Annotated in this window: 20 protein-coding genes; 8 read left to right on the plus strand and 12 right to left on the minus strand. The window is 41.1% G+C overall.

Going from position 1 to position 23,892, the window contains the following annotated elements; all coding sequences use genetic code 11:
* Positions 1-111 precede the first annotated feature (111 nt).
* A complete protein-coding gene (locus tag FCN25_RS06795; RefSeq protein ID WP_137223181.1) occupies positions 112-2,418 on the minus strand; it encodes a S9 family peptidase in 2,307 nt (768 codons plus the stop codon).
* A 173-nt stretch (positions 2,419-2,591) separates the two neighbouring features.
* On the opposite strand from FCN25_RS06795, the gene FCN25_RS06800 reads away from it, so the two are divergent.
* Entirely contained in the window at positions 2,592-3,584 is a 993-nt protein-coding gene (locus FCN25_RS06800) for a class 1 fructose-bisphosphatase (protein WP_137223183.1), read from the plus strand.
* 260 nt (positions 3,585-3,844) lie between these two features.
* Positions 3,845-5,017 (plus strand): M48 family metallopeptidase, encoded by a 1,173-nt coding sequence (locus tag FCN25_RS06805; RefSeq protein ID WP_137223185.1) that lies wholly within the window; start codon positions 3,845-3,847, stop codon positions 5,015-5,017.
* A gap of 96 nt (positions 5,018-5,113) precedes the next feature.
* Here FCN25_RS06805 and FCN25_RS06810 read toward each other — a convergent pair whose 3' ends face one another.
* From FCN25_RS06810 to FCN25_RS06845, 8 genes are all read right to left on the minus strand, one after another.
* Entirely contained in the window at positions 5,114-6,373 is a 1,260-nt protein-coding gene (locus FCN25_RS06810) for a dicarboxylate/amino acid:cation symporter (RefSeq protein ID WP_137223187.1), read from the minus strand.
* A 281-nt stretch (positions 6,374-6,654) separates the two neighbouring features.
* On the minus strand, positions 6,655-7,629 hold the full coding sequence (locus FCN25_RS06815) for a hypothetical protein (RefSeq protein ID WP_137223189.1): 975 nt from the start codon (positions 7,627-7,629) through the stop codon (positions 6,655-6,657).
* Positions 7,617-8,837, minus strand: coding sequence for a phosphoenolpyruvate carboxylase (locus tag FCN25_RS06820; protein ID WP_137223191.1), 1,221 nt, complete (start codon positions 8,835-8,837; stop codon positions 7,617-7,619). Before FCN25_RS06820 ends, FCN25_RS06815 begins: the two co-directional genes overlap by 13 nt.
* Positions 8,834-9,487, minus strand: coding sequence for a hypothetical protein (locus tag FCN25_RS06825; RefSeq protein ID WP_137223193.1), 654 nt, complete (start codon positions 9,485-9,487; stop codon positions 8,834-8,836). The genes FCN25_RS06820 and FCN25_RS06825 overlap by 4 nt, the downstream gene beginning before the upstream one ends.
* Positions 9,487-13,185: an ATP-binding protein gene (locus tag FCN25_RS06830; RefSeq protein WP_137223195.1), complete on the minus strand. Its 3,699-nt coding sequence runs from the start codon at positions 13,183-13,185 to the stop codon at positions 9,487-9,489. The genes FCN25_RS06825 and FCN25_RS06830 overlap by 1 nt, the downstream gene beginning before the upstream one ends.
* A gap of 394 nt (positions 13,186-13,579) precedes the next feature.
* Entirely contained in the window at positions 13,580-15,145 is a 1,566-nt protein-coding gene (ahpF, locus tag FCN25_RS06835) for an alkyl hydroperoxide reductase subunit F (RefSeq protein ID WP_137223197.1), read from the minus strand.
* A gap of 111 nt (positions 15,146-15,256) precedes the next feature.
* On the minus strand, positions 15,257-15,826 hold the full coding sequence (gene ahpC / locus FCN25_RS06840) for an alkyl hydroperoxide reductase subunit C (RefSeq protein ID WP_137223199.1): 570 nt from the start codon (positions 15,824-15,826) through the stop codon (positions 15,257-15,259).
* Between the two features lie 241 nt (positions 15,827-16,067).
* Positions 16,068-16,811 (minus strand): spermidine synthase, encoded by a 744-nt coding sequence (locus tag FCN25_RS06845; RefSeq protein WP_137223200.1) that lies wholly within the window; start codon positions 16,809-16,811, stop codon positions 16,068-16,070.
* A gap of 150 nt (positions 16,812-16,961) precedes the next feature.
* On the opposite strand from FCN25_RS06845, the gene FCN25_RS06850 reads away from it, so the two are divergent.
* On the plus strand, positions 16,962-17,504 hold the full coding sequence (locus tag FCN25_RS06850) for a mechanosensitive ion channel family protein (protein WP_137223201.1): 543 nt from the start codon (positions 16,962-16,964) through the stop codon (positions 17,502-17,504).
* 164 nt (positions 17,505-17,668) lie between these two features.
* On the opposite strand, the gene FCN25_RS06855 is transcribed toward FCN25_RS06850, so the two are convergent.
* Positions 17,669-18,820: a transposase gene (locus FCN25_RS06855; protein WP_254693730.1), complete on the minus strand. Its 1,152-nt coding sequence runs from the start codon at positions 18,818-18,820 to the stop codon at positions 17,669-17,671.
* 88 nt (positions 18,821-18,908) lie between these two features.
* On the opposite strand from FCN25_RS06855, the gene tnpA reads away from it, so the two are divergent.
* Positions 18,909-19,253: an IS200/IS605 family transposase gene (gene tnpA, locus FCN25_RS21325; RefSeq protein ID WP_368074085.1), complete on the plus strand. Its 345-nt coding sequence runs from the start codon at positions 18,909-18,911 to the stop codon at positions 19,251-19,253.
* A gap of 154 nt (positions 19,254-19,407) precedes the next feature.
* Here the strand turns inward: tnpA and FCN25_RS06865 are convergent, their stop codons facing one another.
* Together FCN25_RS06865 and FCN25_RS06870 are read right to left on the minus strand one after the other, a co-directional pair.
* Complete coding sequence (locus FCN25_RS06865; protein WP_137223202.1) at positions 19,408-20,145, minus strand: dienelactone hydrolase family protein; 738 nt, start codon at positions 20,143-20,145, stop codon at positions 19,408-19,410.
* Between the two features lie 97 nt (positions 20,146-20,242).
* Entirely contained in the window at positions 20,243-21,232 is a 990-nt protein-coding gene (locus FCN25_RS06870) for a 2-hydroxyacid dehydrogenase (RefSeq protein ID WP_137223204.1), read from the minus strand.
* A 553-nt stretch (positions 21,233-21,785) separates the two neighbouring features.
* Between FCN25_RS06870 and FCN25_RS06875 the strand changes: the two genes are divergently transcribed.
* From FCN25_RS06875 to asnC, 4 genes are all read left to right on the plus strand, one after another.
* Complete coding sequence (locus FCN25_RS06875) at positions 21,786-22,205, plus strand: hypothetical protein (protein ID WP_137223206.1); 420 nt, start codon at positions 21,786-21,788, stop codon at positions 22,203-22,205.
* Positions 22,206-22,237: 32 nt separating this feature from the next.
* Positions 22,238-22,528 carry a hypothetical protein gene (locus FCN25_RS06880; RefSeq protein WP_137223208.1) on the plus strand — a complete coding sequence of 97 codons (291 nt, stop codon included), beginning with the start codon at positions 22,238-22,240 and terminating at the stop codon, positions 22,526-22,528.
* Between the two features lie 73 nt (positions 22,529-22,601).
* Positions 22,602-23,279, plus strand: a complete 678-nt coding sequence (rluA, locus tag FCN25_RS06885) for a bifunctional tRNA pseudouridine(32) synthase/23S rRNA pseudouridine(746) synthase RluA (RefSeq protein WP_137223210.1) — start codon at positions 22,602-22,604, stop codon at positions 23,277-23,279.
* Positions 23,280-23,381: 102 nt separating this feature from the next.
* The gene (gene asnC, locus FCN25_RS06890; protein ID WP_137223212.1) at positions 23,382-23,843 is read left to right on the plus strand and encodes a transcriptional regulator AsnC; all 462 of its coding nucleotides are present in this window, start codon (positions 23,382-23,384) and stop codon (positions 23,841-23,843) included.
* Positions 23,844-23,892 lie beyond the last annotated feature (49 nt).

The raw sequence follows: 23,892 nt of genomic DNA on the forward strand, positions 1-23,892 counted from the left end.
CTAACGTTAATCGCAATAAAAAAACCAGGTTAATCACCTGGTTTTTTATTGTCTTTTTATTTAACGAAGAAATCTAACTAAGATACCTAATTATGAAATCTTACTAAGCGATTATTTTAGCTGTTGGTCTAAAAATGCTGCCAATGTTTTATATAAATGATTGCGCACTTTCTCGCCACGCATTGAATGCTTAGATCCTGGATAATCCATCATTTGAAATAATTTTCCCTCATCTTGAAGTGCTTTATATACACGAGTGCTATTTTCAAACAATACGTTATCATCCGCCATACCGTGATACATCAATAAGCCTGACTGATAATTTTTCACATAAGGTAGAATGCTACTGGCATCATAACCTTTTTTATTGGTTTCAGGGTTGCCCATATAACGTTCAGTATAATGAGTATCATATAAACGCCAATCAGTAACTGGTGCCCCCGATATAGCGGCTTTAAAATAATCAGGAGCTTTAAACTGGCTCATCAACGCCATGTAACCGCCATAACTGTGGCCATAAATAGCGATGTTGTCACCATCAATAAATGGCAAACTACGCAAGTAATCAACACCTACTTTTTGATCGTTGACCTCCGCATCACCCATGTTCTGATAAATCACATGTTCAAATTGAGTACCACGATGGGCCGAACCACGGTTGTCTAACTGGAATACAGCATAACCTTGCTGTAATAAATACTGAGTAAAATAATCTGACTCGCTCCAACTATTGACCACTAATTGTGCATGAGGCCCGCCGTATACACGCACCACTACCGGATATTGTTTAGCTGCATCAAAAGGAACCGGTTTAAACAAACGATACATTAAAGGCTGGCCATCTTCTGCGCTTAATTGACCAAACTCTGGCATCTGCCATAAACCAGCAAGGTCATATAACGGATGTTCCGCATTAATTTCATTCTGCTCAACCCACGCCAATAATTGACCACTGTCATTGTGTAAGCTGATTTGTGGTGGCTGTTGTAAACTACTAAAGTAGTCCAAATAAACTGGCTTTTTATCAGCAAAAACAGCTTCATGCATACCTGGTTCTTGACTAATTCGCTCAATGGAGTCCTTGCCTTTATTAAGATTGACTCGATACAAATGACGCTCAACCACACTGTCTTTACGACCACTAAAGTACACCCAGCCTGTCGCTTCATCGACAAATTCAAGCGCGTCAACCGCCCAATCACCTTGGGTTAATTGTTTAAGCTGCTTTCCTTGTAAATCAAATAAATATAAATGATTAAAGCCGTCACGTTCAGAGCCCCAAATAAAGGCCGCTTGTTGCTTTAGGAAGTGCAAATCTTTGTTTAAGTTAACCCAAGCGTTACTGCGTTCTTCAATCACGGTTTCTGCTTGCTTCGGGTTGGCTATAGAAGCGATGCGTAAATCCAGTGTTTGCTGATCGCGGCTTTGCCATTGAAATGACACATGTTGGCTGTCTGGTAACCAATCAACACGTGGTAAATACATATCTTTTTGTTTGCCTAAATCAATCCAGTTTATATCGCGACTTTTTAAGCTCACCACTCCTAACGCTATCTCAACATTGGCCTTACCTGCATAAGGATAACGCTGCTCGGTTAATTTAATGCCTTCGGCATAAATTTCATTGCGTGTCACTAACTCAACACCCGTTTCATCAATACGCGTAAAAGCGATGGCCGACTCATCTGGCGCCCACCAATATCCAGTCATACGATCCATTTCTTCTTGGGCGACAAACTCAGCCATGGCATTTTTAATTGGCCCTTTACCGTCAGTAGTTAGGGCGGTAACGAGTTTAGTTTCAAGCGACAATACATATAAATTTTGATCGCGCACAAATGATACAAAGTGACCTTTTGGAGACAAACGCGCATCGGTGGCAAAACCGTCTCCTGTTGCTAGCTCTGCGACCTCATTATTAGCAACATCATATAAATACAGTTTACCCGCAGCAGGAATTAAAATACTGGCGCTGTCTTCAGACCAAAAATATTCCATGATCCCTTGACCATAAATACGTTGGCGTTCGCGGCGGGCTTTTTCTTCATCAGACAGCTCCCCACCTTCTAATTGATCTGCATTAATCAACATGCTGCGCTTGCCTGTGGCGATATCCATTTGCCATAAATCATAAAAATGTTGGTTATCAGATCGGCTCGATAAATAGGTCACCCTCTTTCCGTCTGGTGACAATGCCAACCCACGAGGACTTGAACCCGCTAATGCTGGCGATGCGTGAATGCGCTCAATACTCAAAGGCATAGTATTACCTTTGATCGCGGTCAGTGTTGCGGTGGTCGAAGAGTTCATGATGCTGCCTGTATGGGTTGTTGCTGTTGCCGAAAAAGTCGAGCTGGTAAAAAGAAGTGGAACGGCAGACAATGCCGCCAAAGCATGATGCTTCCATGTTGTTGTCATTATTATTAATCCTTGGGCAATTCAATCCGCCCACATTTTGCCTTAATTTGTAGCAAAACCAAAACCCAAGATAACAATCGCTGAAATTAGCTTCATTGTGGGGTATGATTTACACATAAGAATTAATGACATCGACCTTAACCTCAACCTCGCAAAATCTCATAGGAAAAATCATGCAGACTTTGGCACAAACCCTTAGCGCACAAGCCGTAAATGCGTCTTTAACAACATTACTGTTAACCTTAGCTGACACATCAAAAGCCATTAGCGGCGCCGTTCGTCACGGTGCATTAGCAGGTGTTTTAGGTGCGACTGAACATGAAAATGTGCAAGGCGAAACCCAGAAAAAACTGGATGTGATCACCAATGACATGCTTAAAGATGCGCTTAAAGCCGACGGCCATGTCCGAGGTTTAGCATCAGAAGAAGAAGATTACGTGGTTGAAGTGAATGCCCAAGGTGAGTACCTAGTGTGCTTTGATCCTTTAGATGGTTCTTCAAACATTGATATTAACTCTTTAGTTGGCACTATTTTTTCTGTGTTACCAGCTCCTGCAGGTGAGTTAAACGAGCAAAGCTTTTTACAAGCAGGCCGCAAACAAGTCGCGGCGGGTTATGTACTGTACGGACCATCTACCATGATGGCGTTAACCACTGGTAAAGGCACTCAGTTTTATACTCTGGATCCAGACAGCCAAGAGTTTTTACTGACCAACGATAACGTACAGATAACTCCAGACACAGCAGAATTTGCTATCAACATGTCAAATCAGCGCTTTTGGGAAGCACCAATGCAAACTTACATTGGTGACTTACTACTCGGTGAAATCGGTCCACGCGAGCAATCATTTAACATGCGTTGGATTGCTGCAATGGTGGGCGATGTGCATCGTGTATTATGTCGTGGTGGTATTTTTACTTATCCGACAGATAATAAAAATCCAAACAAACCCTTCAAATTGCGCTTAATGTACGAAGCGAACCCAATGGCATTATTAGTTGAGCAGGCTGGCGGTAAAGCGTCTACAGGTTATGAAACAATTTTAGATATTCAGCCAACGGCAATCCATCAGCGTGTTGCAGTGATTTTAGGCAGTACTAATGAAGTTGACACCTGCTTGAGCTATCACGGTATTGATTACAGCGAAGAGCCATCAATTGACTAATTAAGTCACCTATTTAGAAAACCGCCTTTTGGCGGTTTTTTAATTTTCCCCACTAACTATATATCAAAATAATTGAAATGATCATGAGCCGAAAACTGAAAAGGCCATCAACATAAACAACTTATAAATTGACCTAAATGAGCCTAATCAACACTATTGCAGCTTCATGTTATATAGTGATAGCACTAAGAAGCTTTTCTTTACAATAACTTAAATAACCACTAAGTTAATTTACTGGATAATAATAAAGGACTATAACGATGCCGCAAACTAAGCCATCGAATAAGAATAAATACATTGCGGCCATTTTAGTATTACTGCTTATTAGCATGAGTATTTATGCCTATCTGACGTTAGTTAAACCTACATCTTTGGCAACTGGCACAATTTTAGTACTTCCTGTAAACCTATCTACCGACATAACTGATCCGCAATGGAATCGTTACGCGGCAATGGATATGCTTATCAATCAGCTAAACCTAGATGTAAGTTATCCATTACTGCAAACAGAAGATATTCTTCATATCATTTCGCTTGCCGCTAATGACCACTCAAGCCAAGCTGTCGACATTACGCAATTAATGGCAGTATCTGGATCGGTAATGGTGATTGAAACTAGGATTACAGGCTCTGATAAACAGTACCAATTAGCATATACATTACATCAACAGCACCATACAAAAACCGGCGTTATTAACGCATCAAGCATCGAGAAAGCATTACTAGCAACATCAAACTTGATTACTCAGCAGATCAATCCACAACACAGCAAAACAACTACGCCATTCCATTCACGATATAGTTCACCACAGTTAATCAAGGCAATGGCACAACTGAAATTGGGTGACACCGTGGCTGCAGAGAAGCAATTATCTGCGCTCATAAATGTCACTCCCGATAATTTGGTTGCTCTGCGCCTACTTGCCAGTATTCAATTGCAGCAACATCAATATGAACGGCTTAATAACACTTTAACCGCTGCTATCGACCAAGCTAAACATAAACAAGATGAACACGAGCTAGCTAAGCTCAGATTGTTATTAGCGCAAAGCTACACTGAAACCAATAAGATAGAGCAAGCATTAGGTGTGCTGAATATCGGAAAAACCAATGCAGCTAAAGTGAAAGACTGGTTAACGCTGGGTTATATATCACAGCTTGCAGGTATGATAAATCAGCGTATAGGTCGTAATGATGAGGCGAGAAAACAATTTAAAAAAGCAATTGAGTATCATCAAATGATGGGCTATCCCGTTGGGCAAACACAGGCACTCAACGACCTTGCCGAACTTGAAGTGATTGAATATAACTACCCACAAGCTTATCGATATGTTAACCGTTCTTATGATTTAGTTGCCCATCATGGTTTAGATGATTTAGAAAAAACCACCTTCAAGCTCATGACTAAAATAGAAAATAAAATGCAGCATTAATAGCACCTTATACATTCGATACCACTGGTATCTTAAACATAAAACACAAAATGGCCTGTTTAACAGGCCATTTTTATCAGTACTGCTAAGCGAGTGTTATGCCTTATCAGTAGCTGTTTTTTCAACCTCGAGTTGATGTGCTTGTTCCGTTTGATCAACAATAGTTAATACCGCAGTGTCACCCACTACGTTACATGACGTTAATACCATATCGATAATACGGTCTAATGCAGCAACAATAACAAACGCCTCGACAGGTAATCCTAATTGATAAATCAATACGCCAATCATCACCATTCCACCGCCAGGTACACCACCAGCGCCCACTGACAGTAAAAATACACTGAATAACAACGATGGGATTTGATCATTGCTGATTGGCATACCAAATGCGTTGGCAACAAAGAAAATAGCGATAGTAATATAAATCGATACTCCGCCCATATTCATGGTCGCGCCCAGCGGCACACCAAAACCGGCAACCGCTTTACTCACACCAAGCTTGTCGGTTAATGTTCGCATTGTCACTGGGATGGTGGCATTAGAACTGGCTGTTGATAACGAGAATAAAATTTGCTCTTGGGTTTTGTCGCGAAAGGTTTTCGCTGAAATAGGGGTAAATAAGCTAACAGAATATGGGTATACGATAAAAATCCAAATCAACAACAATGCCAAAATAAGCACTAAATATTCAACCACACTAACAAAAATCTCAGGTTCTAAGGTCGCACCTAATTTAAACATTAATGCAAACACACCGTAAGGCGCTAGGCTCATAACCACTGAAATTAAACGCATCATGATTTTATTGGCTGTTTGAAAACCTTTAACCGCACCTTCAACCGAGGCACCCATTGATTTCATTACCCCGCCCATTAGCAGCGCCATAAAAATCACTTGTAACATATTGCCAGAGGTAAAAGCGGAAAATGGATTGTTGGGCACAATGCTAACAATTAACGACATTAAGTCGGGTAATTCTGTGGCGGTAATATCCAGTGAACTATTACTCGACATATCCACGCCTTTACCGGGTTCGAACACCATTGCAACAGTAAAGGCTGCAGTGATCGCCACCATGGTATTGATAATATAAAAGCCAAAGGTTTTACCGCCTAAACGACCAAAGCTTTTTAAATCTTGTAGCTCACACACACCGCAAACAATGCTGACGAACACCAGAGGCACTACGAGCATCATGATCATATTAACAAACATAGTGCCAATGCCGCTTGCAAAGGTCACTAATGTTCCGCCAAAAAAGCCATTATCGGCGAGGGTAAACTGGACAATACTGCCCAGTAAAACACCCAAAAATAGACCGATAAAGATCCGTGCTGAAAGTGATTTTGTCATGTACTAATTTCCCATTCGAAATGGCAACTTCTGTTGCTGATTATTGTTATACCAATCCTGGTGTTTATACTTTTCGATCGTTGAAATACTGAGACATAGCGCAACATATTTCAATCATCTTATTAACAAAAATGGTTACTAAATAATCGCTTAGTTTTTAGTGAATATAAAAACAATATATAACAAAAGGTTAAACCATTTTTTAATTCTTAAGATTGGAATTATTTGGTCAATAGAGTGACTCAAAATGCATGCGACGGAATGAGGTGGCGAGTAAAGAATTACTGGCGAATGTTTAACAAACTGAGTGGTAAAGAGTTAGCCAACATATGTTGCTGCTTAATACTGACATTATTACGCCCAAGCCAGTGAACTAACGTTAACCATTGCGGACAATATATTGTAGATGACGAGCTCGATTGCTGACTCGCAACCAATGTCGATGCAGACTGAAACAATAATCGATTAAGATAAGCCCATTGCTTGTGTTGTTTATGAAAGTCAGCCGTTAAATTTATTTGCGTTATCGCTAATAACTTCTCAGGCGATTCCAGTGCCAACGTCGGTACAAGCATGCTGTGGCAAGACTCAAGCGTATTGGCAATCATCAGCCCAGCGGGATCAAGGTCAGTAAAACCAATAATATTTATCGTAGATGAGCTAAGTTGGTGTAGAAAACGCTTTCGACCTGCTGGTGAATGATCATGACTACCGCGGTACAACACCACGCAATTTTTGATAATGTCCTGCAAATCCGTTGCAAATATATAATCAAAAAAATGATCAAAACTGTCGAGGTTTTCGACCACGACGAGGTTAGCGACATTGAGTTGCTGACAAAGCACAAGCGCATTGTCGACCTTTAACCGTAATGAACAGTGATGCACCGAGACTAAATCGGCCGCTAAGTCTGCCACTAGGCTTTGAGATACGCTAGGCGCCAGTTTAATTAATACATAATCAGCTTCTGGGCTGATATTCGCATATTTCTCATTGGCGCTAAGCTGCGACATTTGTTGGCGAGGCATACCAAAGTCAAGTGCCAGAATATCCAAGCCCGAATCAACTTGAGCCATATTACGCAGTAAAACATAATCGTTACTGGTTAAGTAAAGGTATTTCTCCGCGCCATCCGGCTCACCGATATCCCATAAGCGATACAACTTTTTCCAACTGGCATTAAAAAGTACTCGCGGCAAACGTTGCTTTGCCGCACGAGCGATGACCTGTAACTGGCTTTTGGTTAGGCTAGCCATAACTCAACATCATGAATAATAAAGTTACCGTTATAGACAGGATCAGGCTTACCGATGGGCTCTAGCTCAAAATAATTTTTATGCTCATCAGCCAACCCTTCATAACCGCCAATCACCTGATAAAGCCAACTTTCAGCATCCCACTTTAATTGCTTCTCAGTCAAATAACTCAGTGCCGATTGACGTAAACCAGAATCAATCACTTCGCAGAAATATTCATCTACTGCAATTTTGAGTGGGTTTTCTGGGATATCAAAATCTTCAGTATCGCCCATTTCAAAAGTCACATTTTGATCGCGAACAACCGACGGTAAAGCATCACGGCTAATGGCTTTCACCTGCGCGACTATGCTCATTAGTTCGAGCTCATGATGCGGATTACTCACATCCACACTCGCTGGTGCTAATAAGGCTTCAGCACAGTTAAATAAACTCGGAACCGCTTTATGACCAACATGGTTATCAACTTGGTAATCGGGATGCATGCCAGTGTGTAATAGCCAGCCTTTCAGTAATCTGGTGCGTCCTTGTATTTGTCTAAATCGGCCCAGTAATTCATATAACCGGCCTTGAACAATACTTAACTCTTGGGTGCACTGACTTAAGGTTTCTTGCAGACTGGTCATCAACAGTCGGCGCAATTCACGAATGTCACCGGCAATTTCACCAAGCTCACTAAATTGGAACATCTCTAAACCGTTGAGTAGATCCGATACTTGGCTTTGGGCTAATTCATTCTCGCGAATTTTGGCACTAATGGTTCCCACATAACCAAACTCGTTATTAATCCGGCTCCACAACACCCTTATTGAATAACGCAAACTGTCAGTAAAGCTGTAGACATGCTCGTTCAAGTCCGCCAAATAGGCTTCAGCGGCACTGTAATCAACATTATGACGCGCTTCTTTGTAATGATCGGCAAGGGTTTTAATGGTGGCAAGGGATGAGCCCACATTCGAGTCGATTTGACGATTACGCTCATCACTTAACGCTTCTTCAAGTAACGCTCTTACTGAACGCTTTAAGCGCAATTCTTGATCAGGTTCAGGGCGCCATAAAATGCCGCTTTTTTTTAGTTTTTCGATAACACCTGCATCATGGGTTGAATCACTAATCGATCCAGCCAAATACGCATCCATGATGACATCGGCATGCCGCCCGAGTTGTTTGAGCAGTTTTACCCCAGCTTGGTGTAAGTTGCTGCTCATATCAGATCCCTTTGAGTTGCCGTTTCTGCCTGCGCCTCAAGACTTAAGCCTTCGGTTTCATCAATAAAACGGATCACTTCATATAAATAATCAAGTTTACCGGTAGCAATATAAATCTGTTTTTCACTGTTAGGTTTGCTTAGGTAGCCCAGTTCAACCAAACGTTTAAAGACTAATTTAATTTGGCCATCGACATTATTACTTGTTGAACCAAATAAACGATATTGGCTCAACTTAGCCAATTGCTCTCTAAACGCTGGTGTGTCTTCAATACGTGCTTGTAAATCGGTTAAACGAATGGGCGCACCTTCACTTAATGGTGCATCTTGGCCGCTAGCTTCTTGTACCAGTACCAACCATTCCACCAGCGGAATAAGCGCCGAACAAATGTCTTTAAACTGCGATGAAATAACTTTGCGCTCTGCATCACCCAATTGTAAGTAACCACAAAAAAACACTTCACCTTCGCCGACGTTGGCCAATGTACGGTTAATTTGATTTAAGTAACTTTCTACTCTGTCGCGAGTACTGTTATTTTTCAGCGCGCGCCAGCCATCTTCATTGGTGACTCGGCAAATAAACTCACCGCGAAGCAATTGCTCTATTAACGCACTGGTACCCACTAAGGTTGTTTCATTTTCGCCTGACATTAGATGTGCTCCTTAGTCGTCTCTGCGTTCGCTATTTTTGCATTACGTTGCGATAAACGCGCCGCTAATGGATTGGCTTGGGGCTTCACAACTTGCAGTTTTTTAGTTTGTTTATTAATAATGTAACGGTTAGCAAATAAGTTGAGCACTTCAGATTCAGGGTTAGGGAAAGCACCTAATACGCTAATGTTATTATTTTCACAGGCGTCAAAAATCTTCTTCACATTGGTGTGATGCAATGTTCCCAACTCATCGATTGGCCAATGAATAGTCACGTCTGCCTTACCGCGTAATAAGCGAGTAAATGCTAATAAGAATTTACATAAAATCAAATACGCCATTCCGTGACTAGATGACTCGTTTAGCTGACGGTCAGTACGAATAATTAAGTCACTATTACCTTCTTTTAGCCGTAGCTCAATTTCGAGCAATTTAGCAATGCCACCGGTTAACGCTGCACGACCAATAATGTCTAAGGCGCGGCGCATTGAATTGGTGTAATGCTCGTCAGGGAGTTGACTAAAGCCGTCGGCTTTCCAAGCTTTAAAGGCTTTTACAAACACTTCCAGTTCAGGCCAAAACTCAAGTTCACTAATGCGTGACCGAATGCGTACGGCTGATTCAGACACGCCATCGAGGAATAACTCCTCACCTACTTCGCGAGTAATACGAGCACTTTGGCTGGCAATTCGGCGATCGATATCGGTTAACACGTCATAAAACGCGGTTAAATCAATACCAAAAATACGCCCTTGTTCGCGAATAGCCATTAACGATTGCGGCACCATGACATTCAGTAGTTGTTCAAGTTGTGGCACTAATTTGCGATAGTCGAGTAAGCGAATACCTTTGTCACTAACAAAGCTTGATTCATCACGGGCGCGCTCCCAAAACTCAGCTAAACTCGAGCCTGATTTACTGGCAATGACCGAATCAAAGTGCTCTACATATTGCTTAACGGAACCCATTAAATAGTCGCGTTTTAGCAATAGGTCTTCGCCTTGGCGCAGGCGCTCGCCTATGCCACCAATGGCTTCGTCGTTATTAGGTGGTAATTTAAGCTCAGCGAGTTTGCGCATTACCGCGCGCAGTTTAGTGAGGTTTTCTGACGCCTCAACTTGAGCGGCATCACAGGCTTTACGATCGGTTTCTAACGTGGTGCGGCGCTGTTTAATGTCAGCTGTTTTGGCTTTTAATTGTTGCTCAAATTCTAATGCGGCACGCTTGACTTCAGCAAGTTGAGTTTGCAGTTTTGGCTTACGGGTTAACCAAGTATGTTGATACCAATCATCAAAACGTAATACATCACTACGACGTTGTTCTGCTTGGCTAATTTTGGCTTCAAGATCGCGTATTTGCTTTTTAAGTGCCAAAATAGTGCCTTCATCGACACCGCGAGATTTAAGTTCGTTTTTATACCAAGTTTCACAGGCTTTTTGTTCGGTTTTAGCCGTCAATCGGCGCTGCTCTATATTGGCTTTAATTTGGCCTAATTGGTTATCAATGGCGCCAACCACTTCTTGCCAGTAAGCGTTTTTGTCCATGCGTGCTTCAAGTGCTTGCTCTTTTTGTTCTGCAAGCCATTCAAGATGCTGGTTATGAAGCTGTTTTAGTTCGTTATCGAGCTGTACTAATCGTTTGCCTGATTCGGTTTTGCGATCGGCTACGGCTTGGTTGATCTTTTGTTGTTCGCTGCGTTTTTCATCAAACAGGCGACGTAAATCTTCACGGCTGTTTTTATAGGCTGTGCGCGCAAATGTCAGCTCACGGGTAATCACATCAAGGGCGTTATTCATTGCTACCAGTTGATCTTCGGCTTCCGCATGCATTTCTTGGGCGCTTTTCAATGCCTCTTCCGCTTTAGCAAAACGAATACGCAAGTCTTGCTCTGTTGCAGCATATTCCGGCACATCAATGGCATTTAAATCTAGATTCACCCCAAACAAAGCTTCGCTACTGTCTTTAGCCAAACTTGGGTGTAAATCACTGCGGTGTAATAGCTCAGGAGCGATGACCTTACCAAATGACTGTTCCCAGCCTTGCGCTTCTTTGCGTAAAAACTCCAACAGTGTATGCGACTGTGGAAACAGCATATGATGCAGTTCTTCTTTGGTGTTTTCACGCTCGTTAATACGAATACTGGCAATGCGCAGTGCTTCATTAGCTTGGTCGCGTTTGGCTCGTTGTTTACGCTCTTCTGTGGTTAAGCGTTCCACTTTTTGGTTGCAGGTTTCTTGCTCTTCGTCGGCTAAGCTGATGCGCTCATCAAAAATGGCCAAACGCATTTTTTCATCTTCGGTGTAAGTCACACCGTCAACTTGATGCTTAAGCTCGGCAGCCGTTAACTTAAGCTGATATTCTTGCTCGCTGAACTTGGCTTTACCTGCGTCGGTTTGATCGCGCCATTGTTGCTCAAGTTTAGCCAGATCGTCGTTAGCTAACTCGCGCAGCTTGTCACGAGCTTCCCGTTGAGTGTCTTGTTCAGCATGTAATGTTTCGAGTTCGCGATGTAACTGTTCGGCAATTTTATTACGTCTGGCATTAAAAGCAGACTCAATATCTTGATGCTTTTCGGTTTGTAGCTTGTGACGCTCGTTAAGGTTTTCAACGTCGCTACGCCAATTGGGTAAATTGTCTAAATCCGCTTTAGCTTGTTCAATATCGGCATCTAAAAAAGCCGCATGCTGGTCTTCAATTGCATCAAGCTCATCCTCAAACTTGCCTACATCACCTTTGGCGGCAGATAATTCTTGGTTTAATTCATCACGAATGTCTTTCCATTCATCATCGAGTAAGCGCAATTTAAGATTGAGCTCTTTGCCTAGAGTTTGATTGCGATCTTGACGCTCGGCTTCAAGGGTTTCATCGTCTCGATAGCCACGGGACAAACTAGCTAAACGTAATTCTGCACTTAATAGTTGATTAAACTCTTGTTCAAGCTTGTCGTACTCCGGGCGTATTTGCTCAAAGCCTTGGACTAATTGACTCTCACGTATCCAAGTTTCAACCCGCTGTGGGTTCAGTCTAGACGTTGGCGGGTTAACCCCATCCTCTTCTAAAATGGCCGCGATCATTGATTTGACCGTTTCCATTTTACCTTCTTTAGAGTGAACCGCTTTAGCCAATTTTTCAATATGACGTAGGGAGTGTTCACCGTCGCATAATGAGAATTGTCGCGCGTATGTCCGCAGCTCATTACGATTGCTACCTGTGTTTAATAAGCTGCGATCATTTTGAATGATCGCACGAAACTCACGGGTATTAATTAAATTGGTATGAGCAATACCATCGCGTTTTACTTCGCGGCCTAATTCGGCCATCGAATGACAAATAATCGTGTCGCCATTACGGGATTTAATATAATGCTCTAGTTCAAAACCTCGGGCGATAAAACGGTAATTTACTCCTTTACCGTCACCTGCCGACGCTAGCACGGCTTGGTAAAGTAAACCGTCATCTTTTTGATACTCATAAATAATGTAGCTGGAGTCATGGGGTAAATACCAACGTTCGAAACTGTCACGTGTTGATGGCACTACGCGACTGGGATACTCGCCATAAAAAACGGGCACCAATCGTTGTAACGTTGTTTTACCAGACGCATTGGTACCACAAATATTGGTGTGACCCTTTAATAACAGTTCGACCACACCCGGTAGGTGGGTATTAATTAACACGATTCTAATCAAGCTTGGCATGATAATCCTTTTCCAAACAGCTCACATTACAGTGAAATATAGGCAAAATAACGCTGAATAACTGAGAGAAACCTTCCCGATCGAGTTAAACCAATAATATCCACTCTCTGTAAAAGCCAGATAATGTATACAAGTGGAATTAACATAAATCAAACACCGTCTTGAGGCAATTTTCAGCTAAAAAATTGTCTTGATAATACGCTATTTCGCTAAAAAGTGACGCCTAACATTACAACAATTAAGCACAATTGCTGTGATAGTGCTCAATTAGCACTAGAGAAAAGGAAGATAATGGAGAGCGAACAGTAAAAATACAAAAAAATGCCGCTTATTTGGATAAGCAGCACTTAATAATAACAGTTGTTAGCTTGGTAGAAGCTTCTATCTTAGGCGATTAAGCCGCTTTTGCATCAGTCTCTTCAGAGTGTCTGATTAAGTAATCAAATGCCCCCAGTGATGCCGTTGCACCGCTACCCATAGCAATAATAATTTGCTTGAACGGAGTATTAGTTACATCACCTGCGGCAAATACACCAGGGATAGAAGTTTGGCCTCGTTCATCGACAATGATTTCGCCGCGAGGAGTCATATCAACAACACCTTTTAACCACTCGGTATTTGGTACTAAACCAATTTGCACAAAGATACCTGCTAATTCAACGTTATGATTGTCGCCTGTTGCACGATCGGTGTAAGTTAAGCTAGTAACACGGGTACCGTCACCTTGAACTTCTGTGGTCATGGCTTGAGTAATAATAGTGATATTACCCATTGATTTAGCTTTTCTCTGTAATACTTCGTCAGCACGTAACTTACTATCAAACTCAAGCACTGTAACGTGTTCAACAATGTTTGCAAGATCGATAGCCGCTTCAATACCTGAGTTACCGCCGCCAATTACCGCTACGCGTTTACCTTTAAATAGTGGCCCATCACAATGTGGACAATACGCTACGCCTTTACCGCGATATTCTTGTTCACCAGGGACATTCATTTCTCTCCACCGTGCACCTGTGGCCAATACTACCGTTTTACTACTTAATGTGGCGCCACTTTCCAAGGTCACATCAAACAGACCATTTTTAGCGAGACTTAGCGCGCGCTGATTTTGCATAATATCGACGTCATAATCGTTAACGTGGGCTTCTAAATTGGCAACCAATTTAGGGCCTTCGGTTTTAGACACTGAGATAAAGTTTTCAATACCGACAGTCTCAGCAACTTGACCGCCAAACTTATCGGCCACAATACCGGTATTTAAGCCTTTACGGGCAGAGTAAATTGCTGCCGCCGCACCTGCAGGGCCACCACCAACCACTAACATATCAAAAACTGACTTTTGATTTAATTGCTCGGCTTGTCTGCCCGCGGCATTTTTATCTAATTTATTCAGTACTTCAACAACGCTAATAGCACCTACAGAGAAGGCTTCGCCATTTAAAAATACTGATGGAACTGACATGATGTTGCGATCGCTCACTTCCTGTTGGAAAAGAGCACCGTCGATCATCACGTTAGTAATATTGGGGTTAATAGCTGCCATCATATTCAGTGCTTGGATCACTTCAGGACAGGTTTGGCAACTTAACGAAATATAAGTTTCAAAATGGAATTCACCAGGCAATTGACGGATTTGTTCAATGATATCCGCATCCAACTTAATCGGATGTCCGCCGCTGTGTAATAGTGCAAGCACTAGTGAAGTAAATTCATGACCCATTGGCAAACCAGCAAAGGTAATTTTACTATCATTTTGTGGGTTAATCACACTCATGCTCGGTGTGCGTTTACCTTGTTGGTAAGTGACTGACACTAAATCAGATGAATCAATTATATCTTGGGTTAAGCTGGTTAACTCTTTTGCTTTTTTTGAGTCATCTGCAGATACGACAAGTTCAACTGGGCGCTTGAGGTTTTGCAGATAGGTTTTCAGTTGATTTTTTACATTCGCATCTAACATAACAACTCCTAATAGGGAAAATGGTGAATAAGTGTGGGAAGTGTTAGTCGGTGCAGGGGGAGCACCGACCAACTGGAGATGATATTACTAACCTAAGGGTGAGCTTAGTGGTTAGATTTTACCTACTAGGTCAATTGAAGGAGCGAGAGTTTCTTCACCTGGTTGCCATTTAGCTGGACATACTTCACCATCGTGTGTGGCAACATATTGTGCGGCTTGAATTTTACGAACAAGTTCTGAAGCGCTACGACCAATACCTAGGTCATGGATTTCAGCAACCTTAACTTCGCCTTCAGGGTTCATCACGAAAGTACCACGAAGTGCTAAACCGTCTTCTTCAATCATCACACCGAAGTTACGAGTGATTGCGCCAGTTGGGTCACCAATCATTGGGTAAGTAATTTTACTGATAGTGTCTGAACTTGAATGCCAAGCTTTGTGTGTAAAATGCGTGTCAGTTGATACTGAGTACACTTCAACGCCCATTGCTTGTAGCTTTTCGTAATGGTCAGCCATGTCGCCTAATTCAGTAGGACAAACAAAAGTGAAGTCTGCTGGGTAGAAAAAGACTACTGACCACTTACCTAATAAATCTTGCTCGGTAACGTCAACGAATGCACCGTTGTGAAATGCAGTTGCTTTGAATGGCTTGATAGTGCTGTTGATGATAGATTGTGTCATGTCATGCTCCATTGAGATTAAGATTAACGTTTAACCCGAAACCAATATGGTGTCGGTGATGTTGAACAATGTGTTCGTCATCTGATGTGAATCATAATAGCGATGGAGTGATATTAAGTATAACGGATAAAAACTATCATCCTAATCGTTTTTTATATTAAGCTAATTGTTAATCGATATAATCGAACGCCGGCCTTAAGCCTTCACTCATACCTCGAGTAATCAGATTAACTTATTAAGGTTATTCCCACGCACCAAACCGCGTTAATACACGGCTAATGTTGGTATCAAGCTTTTGCGATAACGCTTGTAATGCTTGTTTATTGTTAGCCGCGCCAAAGCTATTAATGCCATTGGTGGCATAAACAACCCAGTTACCGCCTCCGGTTAAACAAGCATAAACATGAGTAAAGTGACTATAAAGTGTGTCTCGAAGTTGTATATCGCGACTGTGTTCTTTCCAACAATTAAGCACTAAAAAACCATCAGCTTTAAGCAGTTGCTTTGCTTGACCAATAAATAATGTCGATAACTGCTGCTTGTCTACACCTTTGTTGCTGTATATATCGGCAAAAATTACATCGACTTTTTTGTGCTCTGCTCGTTGTAAAAATTCATTCGCATCTTGATGAACTAAGTTTAGCTTTTTACTCAAGGGTAATTGAAAAAACCGCTTGGCTACTTCTATTACGCGTTCACGTAATTCAACTGCAGTAATTTTAATTGCGGCATCAACATGTCGAAGCGAATGCACTAATGCTCCGCCACCTAAGCCTAAAATAATCACACTTTTGGGTTGAGTAAATAACAATACCGCAAGCATGGCTTGAACATAAGTATGTTGCGGCACGTGCGGTTGTGCTTTATACATTTTGCTTTGCTCGTCGTTATCACCAAAGGACAATAGTCTAAAATCACCATCGTCGAGCACACAAAAATCACCAACACTATCACTGTCGACATGCAATACTTTATAATCGGACATACTTTACTCTACGGGGAGGCTTGGCTAATTAAGTTAACCAACAACAAAACCGTATTGTACCCCAAATGAAAGTATCAAGTCTGGGCGTAATTACACCAATTAGCGCTATCGACTCGATTATTTCTATTCATTATCTGGCAGGGAATTAACATGTTTTATCAGTTGCTGATGTGTGTTTTATATTTAGCGGTATTCTTATTTGCACAGCGCCAAGTCAAAAATTGGATAAAACTGCATGCGCAAAAAAAGCAAGTTAACGAGGTACGCAGTCGTTTAGTCACTCGGCTTATTTCTTACTTTATGTTTTTTGTTACGCTGTCGCTTATGGCTGTATCACTGGGGTTAGGTTACCAAGACGTCTCACTATTTGTATCATCTGCTTTTGCCGTATTAGGTGTGGCCTTGTTCGCCCAATGGTCAATTCTCAGTAATATTACTGCTGGAGTGTTGATCTTTTTTGTCTTCCCGTATCGCATTGGTGACCGAATTAGAATTGTCGAAAAAGACGAGGATATGTCTGGAGTGATTGTTGAAATCGCATTATTTCACATTTTAATTAAACGCGAGTCTGGTGACGTGATGACATACCCAAACAGCCTTTTATTGCAAAAAGGCGTGGTCAAACTATCTAATGACCAACCGTTAAAGAAAAAGCCACTTGTAAGACGTGTAATACCTAAACGCCATAACTAATGTAAAGAGTTAATGTAAATAGCTAATGTGAACTACCCACCGACGCACTTCGTGTCGATCAATGGGCTTCTGCAATCTCGTTTTTAAAGACTAGGTTGCTTTTTTTTCTCAGTTCCCACACCAAACTTTGATTACTCAAAGATTTTCATTTTACAAGGTGATTTCTACTGAGATTTGGGCAACGCCCTAACTAATATCCCATTAGCTATTAACTCTTTTTCACCAGTATTGGCTACGGATTTAGCGGCCGCTAAATCTCTGCATTGCACCAACCCGCATTTTTCACACTCGAACTCTCTAATACCTAGACCCAATTTATGTTCGTGGGTGCAACAACTACAGATCCCTGATGATTTCACATATCGACCGATTTCATGATAAACAGCACCGTTTACTTCAGCCTTGTACTTGACCAATTCCGTGAGCATACCCATGACGTTATCATTCACCATAGCGCCGTTAAATTGCTGCATTCCTTTTACGTTCAAATCCTCAAACACAATGATATCGCTGGACTTGGCTATCGTACAGCTGATTTCATGTGCAAACGCTAGGCGCTGGCGAGAGATTTTTCCGTGAAGTGTGTTTAAGCGTGATTTTGTTTTGTGCCAGCGATTTGAGCCCTTCTTTCGACGACTTAACTGGACTTGAATTTGCTTTAATTTGCCAGAGGCCTTTTTAAAGGCTTTTGGGTTTTTTACGTACCATCCGTTTGAACCTACAACCGTCAGTTGGCTGTTAATATCATAACCAATAAGCGTTGATAATATTTTCTTAGCACTTTTGCATTTAACCTCTTGGGTCAGAGAGACATACCATTTTCCGTGGCGCATTTGGATGGTAGCGGTTTTGATTGCACTTGCCAACTTACGATGTAAAACCAACGGCACTTTGCCGATTTTAGGGAGACTCATCGCGCCTTTTTCTATCCGAATACAATTAGCGTTATTCACGCAACGAAAGCTGTCATCGTGGCGTTTCTTCTGCTTAAAACTAACCTTGAATGTAGGAAACTTCTGTAAACGTTTTTTGTTAAACGAATTCTTTAGTGCTGCATCAAGATCTCGCGCTACTTGTTGTGAGGCCGCTGAATCAAAAGCTTTTAACCAGGCAAATTCTTCAAACTGTTTTAAGTCCTTAATAAGTGCAGCCATTTCGTTGTAAAACAAAAAGGTTTTATCGTACTGATAGCGGCGCATGTTTTCAGATAACAACAAGTTCCACACGCCACGGGCGTATGAACCAAATTCCACTAGCTTGGCTTCCTGCTCTAGTGTCGGCTTGAGCCGATAGTTGTATCTGAGAGTCTTTTTCATACACTGTATAGACTACTGTATACGCCGAGGTTGTCAAGTGGAGTAGCAAACCAAGTCACATTGTAAACATCTAATTGCCCTACACTTAATTCTTGTTGTTAAATATCGAAAACAACTACTTTTGGGTGAGGTTGCCGAGTTTATGAAATTGAAAATAATGGACATAGCATCTCGGTCGGATTTCAAAGTAGAAGAGATCGAAGTTGACAAAGATCATATACACATTCTTCTCACAATCTCACCAACCATCTGTGTTTCGAACTATATGCGACGAATGAAACAGTCTACAACACAGAGTCTTTGGGCTAGGTACGAGTGGCTTACAAATCAGTTCTGGCGTGAAAGGGCATTTTGGTCAGATGGATATTTTGTTTGCTCTGTTGGAAATACTTCGGCAGAAACAGTTCGGAAATACATTCAAGATCAAGGTTAGTTTAACGATTCATCCCACCGACGCCACTTCGTGTCGATCAGTGGGTTTTCTCGACATTTTCGATAAATAGCAAGCATAAGCCATTAAATTAAAGGGTTTTAGGCATAAAAAAGGCGCAACATGTGCCTTTGGCGATCCATCTTGGTTGTAAGAATCAATTAAGTACCCGATGAAAAAATGCCACCGCCTGTAAATACATTTGCAAGGCTAAAGCAGCATCGTAACGTTCACCTTCATCTCGCATAAACGCATGCTGAGCATTCACCTCAAGCCAAGTAAAGTTTGCATTGGCCTGTTCAAGCTTTTGGTAAATAAGTTGACGTCCTTCTTTGCTGACATGTGGGTCTTGTTTGCCAAATACCATCACTAATTCACTTTTCATATCATTAGTACAAGTAAGAGAGTCATTACCTACATCACAAGGTAAAGTATTTGAATGAGTATCTGTGGGATATAAACAAAAAGCGCCACTAATGTCTGGATTAAGTGCCGCTCGATAAGCTAAATGCCCACCAATACATACACCCATTGCACCTAATTTATCACTGCAAAATGGCTGTGCACGAGCAAAATCAACTAACGCGCAAGTATCACTGTCATGATGCTCTAAAGGCTTAGCCCACTTGTCGGCATTTCCTTTATCTTTACCTGCATCATCATACGCCAACACGGTGCCGATAGGATTGAGTTCATGAAACACTTCTGGCACTAATACTACAAAGCCATGGCTTGCTAAAATAGCAGCTGAACGAGCTATTGGTGCGGTTTGCTGGAATATTTCTGAGTAAAAAATGATTGTTGCAAATTGACCTCTAATATCCGGACGATAAAGCGTGGTTCGCATTAAGCCTGTGGCCGTTTTAACATCGTGGATCTCAGTTGTTGTAATCATAATATTCCATTTATGTTTCACTAAATCTCAAACTTTTTAAGTTAGACCATAGTGTAGCGATTGTTTGTGCATAAGCACCCGTCTCAATATATATGATTTAAATTAGCTCATTTTTACAAGCTTGCCCAGTAGTCAATTGAGTTACATTAGTTAATGTGGTCAAGGCAATTGCGTTTAACGCTTCTTCCGTTAAAAAGGCTTGGTGACCAGTAAAAATTACATTGTGACAAGCTGACAAGCGACGGAAAACATCATCTTGAATAATTTCATTTGATTTATCTTCGAAAAATAACCCTTTTTCATTTTCATACACGTCTAAACCTAATGAACCAATTTGGCCGTCTTTTAACGCTTCCATGGCATCAAATGCATTTAATAATCCACCTCGACTGGTATTAATTACCATCACGCCAGGCTTCATTTTATGAAAGCTGATTTGATTGAGTAAATGTTGGTTATCTTTGGTTTGCGGGCAATGTAAGCTAATGATGTCGCATTGAGGATACATAGTCTCCAATGAAACATATTCAATGCCAAGATCAATAACCGCTTTGTTTGGATAAGGATCATACGCGAGCACTTTACAGCCAAAACCTAATAGAATTTTAATGGTTGCCAAGCCAATTTTACCTGTACCTATCACCCCCACTGTTTTACCAAACATGTTAAAGCCAACTAACCCTGTTAATGAAAAATTGGCGTCACGAGTACGTTGATACGCTTTATGAATTTTACGATTAAGCGTTAACATTAAAGCCACGGTATGTTCAGCAACTGATTCTGGCGAGTAAGCGGGCACATTCACCACTTTTAACCCTAACCGTTTTGCGGCAACTAAGTCGACATTATTAAAACCAGCACAACGCATGGCAATAATTTTTGTCCCGCCTTTTGCGAGATCGACTAACACCTCTTCACATAAGGAGTCATTTACGAATGCACAGACAATTTCATAACCTTCGGCTAGTTTTACGTTTTGCATGCAAAGGCGATAATCAAAGTATTCAATACCAGCATTAAAGCTTTCATTCATACGATTAAAGTGACGGATGTCATAAGGCTTTGCACTAAAAAATCCAATTTTCATAAGTATCCAAATTTGTTAATAACGGATTGATGAGCAAATCATCATGATCAGCCCATATATAGATTAATTGTATGTGAATTAACAGATATTGTCGCCAATATCACCTTGGATAAAGATGAAATTTCGATCTAATTTGATTCTGATCAATACCTATTTAGATAGATTACTTGGAGGATAAAAAATAAGCCTTTTGACTAAAATACATCACTATAAAGAACTCAAATCATCTTAAATATTGAGCTTAAATGACATTTTTATAGTGACATGTACTATCTTTGTGATAAAACCCAATATTGCCAAAGCAAACACAAATTTGGCTGGTGTGTTGATTAGCAGATTATCACCTCTCGCGGCTAAAAAAATAAAGCAACACTAAAGAATAAACGATAAGCAAAACTCTTCAATAAAAATCTTTGATATCATATAGCGTGAACATTACTCAATGCCTAATCAATATTGTCGAAGGTATAAATAAAGAAAAACTGTTGTACACATCACTGTTTGTACACACTAAAATTGTTAATTTAATGTAATTTCATCGACGAGTAAAAGTATGAATAATCAAAAGCAATCATCGGTATCAACCCGTCGATTTTGGATTGAACGACTAAGCAAAACCTCACTTAGAGCATTACATATTATCGGTGTTGTCGGCAGTGGTGGTGGTATTATCTTTAACCTAGACATGTCTATTTGGTTAAATTATTGGATTATAGCAATATGTTCAGGGGTGCTATTGATGAGTTGGGAGATAGTGCGAGACTGGCGCTGGCTTATCCAACTAAAGGGCGTACTCACTCTATTAAAAGTCATATTATTAGGTTCATTTATTCAAATAAGTGAATATAACTCTGAATTAGTCATCTTTATTATTTTATTATCTGTTATGGTGTCCCACGGACCGGCTGGATTACGCCATTACTCTGTAGTACATCGTAAAGTGATTCAAAGCCGAAAAGAAGTAAAAGGCTAACATGCCTTAGTAGATGATTTTAAGGATATTGGATGTTCCCTTACCCAGAACAATATCGCGTTGCATTACCCCCTATAACCACTGGATTTATGGTTATTTGGGCCATTCTAAGTCACGCTATATTTGTAGACGCAAGTCCTTTTGCTTTATACCCGTTACTTTGCTTATTCCCTGCCGCCATTGGGGTACATTTATATTTAATTTTAATCGCTAAAGGTATGAGTCGCCTTGACCAATGCTTTTATGCATTGGTCCATATTCCTCTCGCGTTTGTGGTGTGGACATTCACCATAATGCACGTCAACGGCCACGCTTTCTCTTAAGCGCATATACCAACACTTGCACATCGTTATCCCTAGCGGTATCGTTGCCGCAAATTGACACACGAAAGTAACCATGGCTGATTTTATTTACAACCCACCGACCACTCCTTGGCTTGATATTTTGTATCAAGACAAAGATATTATTGTACTCAATAAGCCATCAGGATTACTGTCGGTCCCTGGAAGGGAAGCCATTTACCATGACAGTATCTATTCTCGAGTATTAGCTCAGCACCCTAATGCACAAATAGTGCATCGTTTAGACATGGCGACATCAGGGGTTATTGTGGTCGCGTTAAGGCGCAATGCTGAGCGGGAATTAAAACGCCAATTTCGTGAGCGTGAAACCGCTAAAACCTATTTTGCTCGCGTAGCAGGTCATATGAAATCAACCGTATCAAAAGTCGATTTACCCCTGATTTGCGATTGGCCAAATAGACCTAAACAAAAAGTCGACCATACTGTAGGCAAACCTTCGGTGACATTAATTGAAGTGGTTAGTTATGGTTCTAAATCAACGCTAGTTAAACTCACTCCAATTACTGGACGTTCACATCAGCTCCGAGTCCACATGATGGCGTTAGGGCACCCTATCCTTGGTGATGGATTTTATGCTGACCCTTTAGCAAAAAGTTTATCACCGCGATTGTTATTACATGCAGCGGCATTATCGATAACGCACCCATACTCACAACAAGCAATGCACTTTGAATCTCCAGCCACATTTATGACCCCAATAATCGGACAGTAATGAAAAATTAAACATTGTTAATAGCCATGCTAATTTTAGTAGCTATTATGCAATGAAAGTCGTAGATTTATGGTCAATTACTGGTTTGGTAGGTTTAATATTGTGGATAGCTCATTTCAACGCGATGATTTAGATAATCAAATTCTTACTGCACTGATGCAAGACGCCAGAACACCTTTTGCCGAATTAGCTAAACGCTTTAGTGTGAGTGCTGGCACTATTCACGTTCGCGTTGAAAAAATGAAACAAGCCGGCATTATTACCGGCGCGCAGATCACTGTGAATCCAAAAGCACTCGGTTATGATGTTTGCTGTTTTATCGGCATTAATTTAAAAAGTGCAGGCGATTATCCAGCTGCTATTGCCAAGTTAAATGAATTAGAAGAAGTAGTGGAAGCGTATTACACCACTGGCAATTACTCAGTATTTGTAAAGGTAATGTGCCAATCTATCGATGGATTGCAGCATGTGTTGATTAACCGCATCCAATCTATTGATGAAATCCAGTCCACTGAAACACTTATTAGCCTACAAAATCCCATCGTAAGATCTGTAAAACCCTAATTATAGAGGGCTTCACCGCCCTCAAACACTTCCCAACCGTCAGAATTGT

Source organism: Shewanella sp. MEBiC00475, from assembly GCF_005234075.1.
In the GTDB taxonomy this organism is placed as follows: Bacteria; Pseudomonadota; Gammaproteobacteria; order Enterobacterales; family Shewanellaceae; genus Shewanella; species Shewanella polaris.